Annotated in this window: 12 protein-coding genes; 7 read left to right on the forward strand and 5 right to left on the reverse strand. The window is 65.8% G+C overall.

Annotation, left to right across the window (positions count from 1 at the left end; genetic code table 11):
* The 4 genes from rplI to IR187_RS13080 all read right to left on the reverse strand — a co-directional run.
* Nucleotides 1-608 (reverse strand): 50S ribosomal protein L9 (gene rplI / locus IR187_RS13065; protein ID WP_194955020.1); only part of this gene is annotated, 608 nt, incomplete at its 3' end.
* A 13-nt stretch (nt 609-621) separates the two neighbouring features.
* Nucleotides 622-846 carry a 30S ribosomal protein S18 gene (rpsR, locus tag IR187_RS13070; protein ID WP_194955021.1) on the reverse strand — a complete coding sequence of 75 codons (225 nt, stop codon included), beginning with the start codon at nt 844-846 and terminating at the stop codon, nt 622-624.
* Nucleotides 847-857: 11 nt separating this feature from the next.
* Nucleotides 858-1,223, reverse strand: a complete 366-nt coding sequence (gene rpsF / locus IR187_RS13075; RefSeq protein ID WP_194955022.1) for a 30S ribosomal protein S6 — start codon at nt 1,221-1,223, stop codon at nt 858-860.
* A gap of 158 nt (nt 1,224-1,381) precedes the next feature.
* Nucleotides 1,382-2,770, reverse strand: a complete 1,389-nt coding sequence (locus IR187_RS13080; RefSeq protein WP_194955023.1) for a Mur ligase family protein — start codon at nt 2,768-2,770, stop codon at nt 1,382-1,384.
* A 173-nt stretch (nt 2,771-2,943) separates the two neighbouring features.
* Between IR187_RS13080 and IR187_RS13085 the strand changes: the two genes are divergently transcribed.
* The 4 genes from IR187_RS13085 to IR187_RS13100 are packed head-to-tail and all read left to right on the forward strand — an operon-like array spanning nt 2,944 to nt 6,093.
* Complete coding sequence (locus IR187_RS13085; protein ID WP_194955024.1) at nt 2,944-3,771, forward strand: LD-carboxypeptidase; 828 nt, start codon at nt 2,944-2,946, stop codon at nt 3,769-3,771.
* A 45-nt stretch (nt 3,772-3,816) separates the two neighbouring features.
* On the forward strand, nt 3,817-4,755 hold the full coding sequence (gene fabD, locus IR187_RS13090; protein WP_194955025.1) for an ACP S-malonyltransferase: 939 nt from the start codon (nt 3,817-3,819) through the stop codon (nt 4,753-4,755).
* A gap of 25 nt (nt 4,756-4,780) precedes the next feature.
* The gene (fabG, locus tag IR187_RS13095; RefSeq protein ID WP_194955026.1) at nt 4,781-5,521 is read left to right on the forward strand and encodes a 3-oxoacyl-[acyl-carrier-protein] reductase; all 741 of its coding nucleotides are present in this window, start codon (nt 4,781-4,783) and stop codon (nt 5,519-5,521) included.
* 32 nt (nt 5,522-5,553) lie between these two features.
* Nucleotides 5,554-6,093 (forward strand): hypothetical protein, encoded by a 540-nt coding sequence (locus IR187_RS13100; RefSeq protein ID WP_194955027.1) that lies wholly within the window; start codon nt 5,554-5,556, stop codon nt 6,091-6,093.
* Between the two features lie 39 nt (nt 6,094-6,132).
* Here the strand turns inward: IR187_RS13100 and IR187_RS13105 are convergent, their stop codons facing one another.
* Nucleotides 6,133-8,265, reverse strand: coding sequence for a TonB-dependent receptor (locus tag IR187_RS13105; protein WP_194955028.1), 2,133 nt, complete (start codon nt 8,263-8,265; stop codon nt 6,133-6,135).
* A 197-nt stretch (nt 8,266-8,462) separates the two neighbouring features.
* Here IR187_RS13105 and IR187_RS13110 point away from each other — a divergent pair, with 197 nt between their 5' ends.
* The 3 genes from IR187_RS13110 to IR187_RS13120 are packed head-to-tail and all read left to right on the forward strand — an operon-like array spanning nt 8,463 to nt 10,980.
* Nucleotides 8,463-9,443 (forward strand): cysteine synthase A, encoded by a 981-nt coding sequence (locus IR187_RS13110; RefSeq protein ID WP_194955029.1) that lies wholly within the window; start codon nt 8,463-8,465, stop codon nt 9,441-9,443.
* Nucleotides 9,440-9,823 carry a hypothetical protein gene (locus tag IR187_RS13115; protein ID WP_194955030.1) on the forward strand — a complete coding sequence of 128 codons (384 nt, stop codon included), beginning with the start codon at nt 9,440-9,442 and terminating at the stop codon, nt 9,821-9,823. The genes IR187_RS13110 and IR187_RS13115 overlap by 4 nt, the downstream gene beginning before the upstream one ends.
* Nucleotides 9,820-10,980 carry a Gldg family protein gene (locus IR187_RS13120; protein ID WP_194955031.1) on the forward strand — a complete coding sequence of 387 codons (1,161 nt, stop codon included), beginning with the start codon at nt 9,820-9,822 and terminating at the stop codon, nt 10,978-10,980. The genes IR187_RS13115 and IR187_RS13120 overlap by 4 nt, the downstream gene beginning before the upstream one ends.
* Nucleotides 10,981-11,100: the final 120 nt, after the last annotated feature.

The raw sequence follows: 11,100 nt of genomic DNA on the forward strand, positions 1-11,100 counted from the left end.
CCGGGGCCGGGCGCGCCGCCCGCCGCTTCCGATGGCGGCGTGGCGTCGTCATATTCGTCTTCGCTGTCGGGTTCGAGCGCGACCGCGGCGGCGGCAGCCTGTTCTTCCTCGAACATGGCGGCGATGACGTCGATGCCCTGGCTCTGCATTTCGGCTTCGTCGGGCGAGCGCGCGACGTTGACGCCGACGGTCACGACGACTTCGGGGTGCAGCTTGACCTTGACGTCGACGAGACCCAGCGACTTGATCGGGCGTTCGAGCTCGACCATCGCCTTGGTGACGCCCTGGACGCCGTCTTCGGCCAGCGCCTCGACGATGTCGCGGACGGCGACCGAGCCGTACAGCTGGCCGGTGTTCGACGCCTGGCGGATCAGGACGATCTGCTTGCCGTCGATGTCCTTGGCGCGGCCTTCGGCGTCGCCACGACGTTCGGCGTTATCGGCCTCGATCTTGGCGCGGTTTGCTTCGAACAGCTTGCGGTTCGCGTCGTTGGCACGAAGCGCCTTGTTGTTCGGCAGCAGATAGTTGCGGGCAAAGCCGTTCTTGACGGTAACAACGTCGCCGATGCCGCCCAGTTTCTCGATACGTTCGAGCAGGATGATTTCCATGACGCTGCCCTCCTTACTTCACAATGTAGGGGAGCAGGCCGATGTGGCGGGCGCGCTTGATCGCCTTGGCCAGCTCGCGCTGCTTCTTGGTGGACACCGCGGTGATCCGCGACGGGACGATCTTGCCGCGCTCCGACAGGTAACCCTGGAGCAGGCGGACGTCCTTGTAATCGATGACCGGTGCGTCCTTCGCGGTGAAGGGGCAGGTCTTACGGCGGCGGAAAAAGGGTCGTGCCATGTTGCTGTTCCTTATTCTTCGCCGTCGCGGTCGCGGCCGCGGCCGCCCCGACGTTCCTGCTTGCGCATCATGACCGACGGGCCTTTTTCGAGTTCGTCGACCTTGATCGTCATCCAGCGGATGATGTCTTCGTTGATCGCCGCCTGACGCTCGATTTCTGCGATCGCTTCGCCCGACACTTCGGCCGACAGCATCACATAATGACCCTTGCGGTTCTTTTGAATCTTGTAGGCGAGCTGCTTGAGGCCCCAGGTTTCGGTCTTGTGAACCTGGCCCTTATATTCGCCGATAACATTGGTGACGGTTTCCGCCAGCGCATCGACCTGAGCCTGGCTCAGGTCCTGACGCGCGATAAAGACATGCTCGTAAAACGGCATGGTGCGCTTCCTTCGATTTGGCCGATCGCTGGTCCTGCGCCAATCGCAAGACCCCTCCGGCTGTCGTCCGGCTTTGCGTATTGGTGCAAAGCAAACGGGGCGAACGGCACAAGGCCTCGCCCCGAATGAGCGCGCCTATACAGATTCGCCCGGAAGAATCAAGCGCGGCGGGCAAGCTTTTCCAGCAGTTCGTTCCCGAATTCGGTGAGCGTGTCGTCGCGCGCGCCGAGGATGAGGATGCGGTCGCCGGGTTTGGCTTCGTCGAGGATCGCGGCGCCGCAGTGGGCGCGCGTCGTCAGATGGACGGCGTCGCCGCCGCCTGCTCGCGTTTCGGTGACCAGCGCCTCGCTGCCGATGCTGCGGTCGACGGTGCCGCCGAAATAGACGGGGTCGCAGACGAAGAGCTTGTCGTCCGCGCGCATGCCCGCCGCAAAGCTGGCCGCCAGTTCGATGCCCATCTGGCGCAGCGGTCCGTACCCGTGCGGCTGGAAGAACAGCAGCGCGCGGCCCGGCAGTTCGGCGACCGCGGCAAGTGTCGCGGCGACCTTGTCGGGATTATGCGCGAAATCGTCGATCACCGTTACCCCGCCGGCCTGCCCGAGCACCTCGTAGCGGCGTGCGAGACCGGCGAAATCGGCCAGCGCGGCGACCGACTGCGCGACCGGAATGTTTAGCGCGCGCGCCGCGGCGATCGCGGCGAGGGCGTTCATGGCATTGTGACGCCCGGGCATTTTGAGCCGGACATCGTGACGGGTCGCCATGAAGTTGACCGTGAAGCGGCAGCCGTCGGGTTCGGCGACAAAATCGCTGCCGCGCATCGCGGCGCCCTCGCCGAAGCCGAAGCGCAGATTATTGTCGCCATTGAACAGTACCGCCGATTCGGGATCGTCGGCGTTGACGACCGCGATCCGCGCCTTGGCGACGAAATCGCCGAACAGCGCGTGGAGTTCGGCCAGGCTCTTGTGGTCGAGGCTGATGTTGGTGACGACCGCGACGCCGGGGCGATAGAGCGCGATCGACCCGTCGCTTTCGTCGACCTCGCTGACATAGAGTGTGTCGCCGCCGACGCGGGCGCTGGCGAAGGGCGCGTCGGGGGTGGCGTAATTGCGCATGACGGCGCCGTTCATCACCGTCGGATTGCGGCCCGCGCAGTCGAGGATCCAGCCGATCATCGCGGTGACCGTCGACTTGCCGCTCGTACCCCCGATCCCCACTCCCTGCGCGGCGGCGTTGAACAGCGCCTCGTTGAGTTCGGCGCGCGTCTGGCGCGGCAGGCCGAGCGCGCTGGCGGCGGCGACGTCGGGCACGCTGTCTTCGACCGCGGCGGAGGCGACCAGCGTCTGGCCGGGGGCGATGCCGCTGCCGTCCTGCGCGAACAGGGCGACGCCGTGGCGTTCGAGCCAGGCAAATTTATCGGGCGAGCGGCCCTGGTCGCGGCTGCGGTCCGATCCCGCTACCCTTGCTCCGCGCGCCGCGACGATCATCGCCAGCGGCAACATCCCCGACCCGCCGATACCGCAGAAGAAATAGGATTTGGTTTCGGTCATCGAGGCGCGTTATGGCTTTGACGAAGGGTTTGCAACCGGCGGCCAGTGATATTCATGAGCCTCGCCATTGCGAGCGAAGCGAAGCAATCCAGCGTGAGAGTAAACCGCTCTGGATTGCTTCGCTTCGCTCGCAATGACGGAGCGAGGCAACCGAGGACTATGGGATTTCAATCATGCGTATCGGAATCGTTGCCCCCAGCACCCCGATCCTCCCCGACGATGCCGAGGCGGTGCGCGCGCTCGCCAGCCTGGGTTATCCCGACGTCGAGCTCATCTTCGACCCGCAATGCTTTGCGACGCACGGCCATTTTGCGGGCGAGGACGGGCATCGCTTTGCGGCGCTGGTCGAGATGGCGAACCAGCCCGATGTCGACGCGGTCTGGTTCGCCCGCGGCGGTTATGGCGCCTGCCGGATCGCCGAGGATGCCGTGGCGGCGATGACCGACGTCGCGCGCGGCAAGGCGTTCCTTGGCTATTCGGATCAGGGCAATCTGCTCGGTGCGCTCTATCGCGACGGGTTCGACCATGTCGCGCACGGACCGATGGTGGCGGATATTCGCCGCGAGGGTGGCGACGCGGCCGTGCTGCGCGCGCTCGACTGGCTGGTCGGACGCGACCCGGGAGCGTGCGAGCCGGGGCTGCAGCATGGCGCGCGCCATGCGGCGTTCAACTTGATGACGCTGTCGATGCTGCTCGGCACCCCGCTCGAACCCGACCTTTCGGGCCACGTGCTGATCGTCGAGGAGGTCAGCGAATATCTTTATGCCTTTGACCGCGCCTTTTTTCATGTCGCCAGCTATCTGGGGCCGCGCGGACTTGCCGGGCTGCGGCTGGGGCGGGTGAGCGATGTGCGCGAGAATGAGCGGCCGTTCGGGATGGAGGCGGAGGACATCGTGCGGCATTGGTGCGCACGGTGCGGCATTCCTTTTTTTGGCGGCGCCGACATCGGCCATGATGCGGCTAACAAGGTGGTGCCCTTCGGCTTGCATCGTGCGGGGTGAAGGAATAGGCGCGGCCCAATTCATAATCACACTAGGGGACGCAATATGCGCGCATTCATTTTTCCGGGTCAGGGCAGCCAGGCGGTTGGCATGGGCAAGGCGCTGTCCGACGCGTCGCCGGTCGCGCGCGAAGTATTTCAGGAGGTCGACGACGCGCTGGGACAAAAGCTGTTCCAGCTGATGAGCGAAGGGCCGGAAGAGCAGCTGACCCTCACCGAAAATGCCCAGCCCGCGATCATGGCGAACGCAATCGCAACCTTGCGCGTGCTGGAAAAGGAGGGCGGCGTGACGCTGGCGGCCAAGGCCGATTATGTCGCGGGCCACAGCCTCGGCGAGTATAGCGCGCTGTGCGCCGCGGGGGCGTTCGATCTTGCGACCACCGCGCGGCTGCTCAAGACGCGCGGGCAGGCGATGCAGGCGGCGGTGCCCGTCGGGGTCGGCGCGATGGCGGCGCTGCTGGGCGCCGACATCGAAACCGCGCAGAAGCTCGCCGATGCCGCCGCCGAGGGCGAGGTCTGCACTGTCGCGAACGATAACGACCCTTCGCAGGTCGTGATTTCGGGCCACAAGGGCGCGGTCGAGCGCGCGGTTGCGCTGGTCAAGGATTATGGCATCAAGCGGGGTGTGTTGCTGCCGGTGTCGGCGCCCTTCCACTGTCCGCTGATGCAGCCTGCGGCCGACGCGATGGCCGAGGCGCTCGGCACCAACCCGCCCGCGCCGCCGCTGGTTCCCGTGGTCGCGAACGTCACCGCGAGCCCGGTGAGCGACGCCGACACGATCCGCGACCTGCTGGTGCAACAAGTCACCGGCCGCGTCCGTTGGCGCGAAAGCGTTGGCGCAATGGAGGATATCGGCGTCGGGCAGTTCGTCGAATTCGGCGGCAAGGTGCTGTCACCGATGGTGAAACGCAGCGCGAGCGGCGAGGTCGAGACGATCAGCGTGATTTCGATGGATGACATCGAGGCTTTGCTCAAAACGCTCTAATTTTGCGATTTCAGGAGAAATTCAGATGTTCGATCTCACCGGCATGACCGCCCTTGTTACCGGCGCTTCGGGCGGTATCGGTTCAGCCATCGCGCAGGCGCTCGCGGCACAGGGCGCGCGGCTGGCGGTGTCGGGGTCCAATGCGGACAAGCTGAATGCTTTTCGCGATACGCTGGGCGGCGACCATATCGCTTTGCCGTGCAACCTCGGCGACGGCGCCGCGGTCGATGCGCTGGTGCCTTCGGCGGTTGAGACGCTTGGCCAGCTCGACATCCTCGTCAACAATGCGGGGGTGACGCGCGACAATCTGATCATGCGGATGAAGGATGAGGAGTGGATGGACGTCATCCGCATCAACCTTGAGGCGAATTTCCGCCTCGCGCGCGCCGCGGCGAAGCCGATGATGAAGGCGCGTTTCGGGCGCATCATCTCGATCACCAGCGTCGTCGGCGCCACCGGCAATCCGGGGCAGGCCAATTATGCCGCGTCGAAAGCCGGGGTGACTGGCATGACCAAGGCACTGGCGCAGGAACTGGCGAGCCGTGGGGTGACCGCGAACTGCGTCGCACCGGGCTTTATCGCGACCGCGATGACCGACGACCTGCCCGACGCGCAAAAGGAAGCGCTCAATCAGCGCATACCGGCGGGGCGGATGGGCGCGGGCAGCGATATTGCCGCCGCGGTCGTCTATCTCGCGTCGAAGGAGGCCGGATATGTCACCGGTCAGACATTGCATGTGAACGGCGGGATGGCCATGCTGTCGTAAGCAATCGCGCTGCGACGACGGAAGGATCGGACATGAGGAAGATTTTGATGGCGGGCGCCGCCCTGTTTGCGGTCACCCTGCCGACGACCGCCGCGGCGCAGGAAGGCGAGAAATTCGATTGTGCGGTGGTGCAGGTGCCGACGGAGCAAAAAGCGGCGATCGGTGCGGCGATGGCCGGAGCGGGTGACGATGCCAGCCGCGATGCGCTGTTCCAGCAACTGGTGACGATCGCCCAGGGCTGCGCCACGCAGCATGCGATGACGGATGCGCAGAAGCGCGACTATTTCGACTATAGCCTCGCCCGTATTGCGCGCGAATGGCTGGCAGGCGACATGGCACGCCTCAACCTGGCGCCCGCCACCGTCGACAAGGCGCTGGATTTCGGCCCCGCCGGCGCCAATCCCGATTTGTCGGGCGAGATGAACGAGGACCATATCATGGCCATCGTCCAAGCCTATATCGACAGCGGGATCGATATCGAAGCGGTCGAGTCAGAGGCGTGGGAAAAGGTCGGTGCCTATGCTGCAGCGACGTCGATTTACTGGAACAAGCGCAAGCAACTGCCATTTTGACATGGTCGTCGCCCCCGCCTGCGCGAGGGCGACGGCATTTTAGAAACTCGCCCGCGCCGTAATCCGGAAATCGCGGCCCGCGAGCGGGACATAATCCTTGGTGAAGCTGGCGTGGCGCCGCGCCTCGACGTCGAAGATGTTGTTCGCGGCCAGCGACAGCGTCAGATTTTTGGTATCGGGCAGCGGCCGCCAGCTGATCGAGGCATTGACCAGCGTGAAGCCCTTGGTCGGGGTCTCAAAGGCCGCGACGCGGTTCTGGCCGTCGGTCCATTCGACCTCGGCACGCGCATCGATGCGCGCGCCCTGCGCTTCGAGCCCGCCCAGTACGCGCAGCGGCGGGATGCGCGGGATATGGTCGCCGCCCTTGACCTTGGCGCGCGTCATGTCGGCGACCAGATCGGCGACGATGTTGAAACCGCCGATCTGCGCCAACCGGGCGCTGGCTTCGGCCTCGAAGCCCCAGACACGGGCATCGCGCTGGAAATACTGGAACACCGGCAGATCGTCCTCTTCCTCGCCCGTGGCTTCGGAATAGATGAAATTGTCGAACCAGTTGTAATAGCCGGCGATGCTGAGGTTGAAGGCGTCGGTGCGTAGCTTGAACGACGCTTCGGCGCCCCAGCTTGCCTCGCGCTTCAGATCGACGTCGCCGACTTCGAAAGCCTGCGTTGCGATGTGCGGGCCGTTCGAGAACAGCTCCTCGGCGGACGGCGCGCGAACGGCGCGGGCCACCGACAGGCCGATCTTGGCATTTTCCCCGAGTTCGTAGTTCGCGCCGAGCGCGCCCGAAAAGGCGTCGAAGTTGCGGGTGATGCCGAGCGAGGGCGCGCGCACGTCGGTGGTTTCATAGCGCGCCGCAGCTTCGATGCCGAGCGAGCCCAGCGTCCATTCCTGCAGCGTGAACAGCGCGAACTGGTCGGTCAGGTTGCGCGGGACGAAGGCCTCGGCGCCGATCGCGTTGAAATCGCGGTGGCTGTACTGGATCCCGCTGGCGCCTCGCCAGCCGCCGCGGTCGTTCTGTGCCAGCTCGAGCCGCCCTTCGATCCCCTTGTTGGTAAAGACGGTACCGACCTCGTCGCCTTCGAACTCGGTGTGCTGATAATCGGCAAAACCGGCGCGGATACGCAGTTTTTCGAAAAAGCCGTCGCCCATTTCGACCTCGCCGCGCAGATCGGCGCGCCATTGTTTGAGGCCGATGGTGACCGGTCCCTCGCCATGCTCGTGATCGTGGTCATGGTCGTCTTCGCCCTCGTCTTCGTCATCATGGTGATGCTCGAAGCCTGGGCGGCTGGGGACGCCATATTTGCTGTCATAATAGCTGACCGAGATGCCGAGCTGGCCGCCCTCATTGATCAGCGACAGGCCGCCCGCGGCGGTCCAGGTTTCGCTGGCGGTGTTCGGAATCTTGCCGCGGCTGTTCGCCAGCGCGGTGAGTTCGGCAGCTTCGTCGTCATGGCCTTCCTCCGCCTCATGTTCGGCAGCGTGGAGCAGGTCGTCGCGCAAATCGGCGGAATGGACAAAGCCGCCGGTGCGCAGGTTGCCGGTCTTGCGCCAGCTGCCGTCGACGTGCGCGACGATATTGGGGGCCAGCGCGACATCGACCGAGGCGCCGCCGTTGCGGTCGTTAGCGGCAGTCGCATAGCCGCCGAGCGCGTCGATATGGACGTGATCGGAGGGCACCTTGCGCGGAATGCGACGGTCGAACAGGTTGACCGCGCCGCCGATCGCCTGGCTGCCGAACAGCAGCACCGCGGGGCCGCGCAGAATTTCGACACGCTCGACGGTCAGCGGATCGATGGTGACGGCATGGTCGGCGGAGGTGTTCGACACGTCGATCGACCCGATGCCGTCGGTCAGGATGCGAACGCGCTCGCCCGAAAAGCCGCGGAGCACTGGGCGCGAGGCGCCGGGCGCAAAGCTGGTCGCCGAAAGCCCGGCCTGACGCGTCAGTGTGTCGCCGATCTGGCCGCGAATATCCCGCGCCAGTTCATCGCCGTCGAGGACCGTGATATTCCCGAGAATATCGAGGCTGCGGACATAGGGCGCGGTAACGATGATCGGATCGCCGGTGTGCAGATCGTCGCCGCTGCCTGTGGCCGCGCGACCCTGGGCGAAAGCCGGGGTCGAAAGCATGACGGCAAGGGTGAAACCGGCGGAAGAAAGCAGTCGCATCGACGAAAAATCCTGATGATGAGCGTGGAAGGTTGGCGGGGTCAGTAATGATATAATATCTCTAATGCAAGGGTCGGCCACGGCATATCGGGCCGTTCGTCGGTCGGGACGTGGCGTTGGTCGACAAAAGGCCGGGCTTGGCCGGGCCAAGCGAAGCTGTCTTGCGGGGCGGCGGGCGCCCCCCTAAATCACTCGGCATGACGATTGCTGCAAACAGCCTCGACCTGATCGGCAACACCCCGCTCGTGCTGCTGAAAGGGCCAAGCGAAGCCACCGGCTGCGAAATCTGGGGCAAATGTGAATATGCCAATCCCGGCGGGTCGGTGAAGGACCGCGCCGCGCTGTATATCGTCCGCGACGCAGAGGCGAATGGCAGTCTGAAGCCCGGCGGTACGATCGTCGAGGGGACCGCCGGCAACACCGGCATCGGGCTGGCGTTGGTTGGCAATGCGCTGGGGTACAGGACGATCATCGTCATGCCCGACAACCAGAGCGCCGAGAAAATGGCGACGATCCGCGCGCTGGGGGCCGAGCTGGTGCTGGTGCCGCCCGCGCCGTTCGCCAACCCCGGCCATTTCGTCCACACCTCGCGCCGCATCGCCGAGGAGACCGATAATGCGATCTGGGCCAACCAGTTCGATAATATCGCCAACCGCAAGGCGCATGTGATGGGCACGGCGGAGGAAATCTGGACGCAGATGGACGGGCGGATCGACGGCTTTACCTGTGCAGCGGGGACCGGCGGCACGATTGCCGGAACCGGGCTGGGGTTGAAGGCGCATAATCCCGACATCGTCGTTGCGCTGACCGATCCGCACGGGGCGGGCCTGTATAATTATTACCAGTGCGGCGAATTGAAAGCCGAAGGCAGCAGTGTTGCCGAAGGGATCGGCCAGAACCGCATCACCGCCAACCTCGACGGCGCGCCGATCGACACCCAGTTCCGCATTTCGGATGCCGAGGGGCTGAAGGTTGTACGCCAGTTGCTGGGCGATGAGGGGCTGTGCCTGGGCCTGTCGTCAGGGATCAATGTCGCGGGCGCGATGGCGCTGGCGCGGCAGATGGGCCCCGGCAAGCGTATTGCAACCGTCCTTTGCGACAGCGGGTTTCGCTATCTTTCGACGCTGTACAACCCCGAATGGCTGGCGAGCAAGGGGCTGGCGGAGGCCGAGGCATGAAAAGAGCGCATACCGACGGGCCGGTGCCGCCGCTGCCCCCCGCGCCCGGACCGGTCAATGATTCGATGCGGCGGCTTCAGATCGGCATAGCCGGGGTGCTGACGGTGCTGTTACTGGTCGGCATGGCCGGTCTGATCGGCGACCGCGCCCGCGAACGGGCGTTCGAGGACGCTGCCGCCGACGCGACGGTGAAGATGCCGGGCGACGACACCAAGGCCGGCAAGGCGCCGCTGGAGGAACTGGGAGTCCAGCCGGTGTCGAAGGAGGAAAATCCCGGCACGGCGGTGAAGGTGCCGCAGGCCGCGCCGTCGACGGCCACCGTGCCCGATCTCGAACCCGATCCCGAATTGCAGCGCGCGCGCCAGTCGGCGCCGCGATGACCTGCTGGCGCCGCCCGTTGGGCCGCGCTGTCCCGGTGATCTTGCTGGCGACGCTGCTCGCATGGCTGGGCGGCGGCCAAGCGCAGTTCGGGCGGATCGACCCGGCCTTGGCGTTGCCGGTGCTGTTTCCGCCGCTGGTGCTGCTCGCTGCGTGGTGCTGCCGCGACGAAGCGACCGTGCGACGTCGGGCGCTGCTCGTTGCGGCGTTCGGCATCGTGCTGGCGCAGGCAGTGTTGGGTATGGTGCTGGCGGGACAGCTCGCGTGGTTGCAGCTGGCGTTGATCGCGACGGCAAGTCTTGCGGCCGGTGTCCTTGCCGAAACGCTGATGGGCTGGCGCCCGCGCTGGCGGATTCTGACGTGGCTGGTCGCCTTGCTGATCGCGGTCGGCTGGTTCGCGGCGAGCCATGCGATGCTCGCCCGTCTCTATCGGCCTGCGGCGGCGCCGGCAGACGCGCCCGTCGCCACGGTGCTGACGGGGCTACCGCTGCGCTGGTCGGGTGAGGCCGATTTGGCTGCGATCATTGCCGGGCAGCGCGCCGATGATCCGGCGCTGGTCCGGCTGGAAGCCGCCGGGCCGCTGCAGCTTGTCGACAGTCTGGTCGAACACCGGCCGCCACCGGGCGGGACACTGCTGCTCGCGCACCCGCGCGCGCTGGCGCCGCAGGAACTGGTTGCGATCGACGGCTTTGTGCGCGGCGGCGGCAAGGCTGTGATCTTGGCAGATGCCCTGTCGGGCTGGCCTGCGGCACACCCGATCGGCGATCCCCGCAACCCGCCGGTGACGAGTTTGCTGACCCCGCTGCTCGACCATTGGGGCGTGACGTTGGCTGCGGCGAACCCCGACGCGCCGATGGTGGTCGCCGCCGATGTCGATGCAGCGCGGCTGCTGCTCGCCAGCGCGGGGCGGTTCGAGCGGCTGCCCGCCGCTTGCCGCGGCTATGCCGACCGCCATGTCGCCCGGTGCCCGATCGGGAAGGGCGAGGTCTGGTTGGTGGGCGACGCTGACCTGTTATTTGCGCCGTTATGGACGCCGGCCATCCCCGGTGCCGAACATCTGCGGCCCGCCGATACCATGGCCTGGATGGCCGCGCGGTTGTGGCCGGGAGCCGGAGTCGCGCCGTTCAGCCCGCTGTGGATTCGCAGCGACGCCCACTGAGGCGAGTCGTCTCAGTCGTTCTCGTCCGGAAAAGATAGCGATTTCACCCCCGTCAGGCGCGGGGGCGACCGCTTTTGCCCTCGATCCGGCTCATTTTGCGCTGATTTAGGGCTAGATTCC

Origin of the sequence: Sphingopyxis solisilvae (assembly GCF_015475875.1) — a bacterium.
GTDB lineage: Bacteria > Pseudomonadota > Alphaproteobacteria > Sphingomonadales > Sphingomonadaceae > Sphingopyxis > Sphingopyxis solisilvae.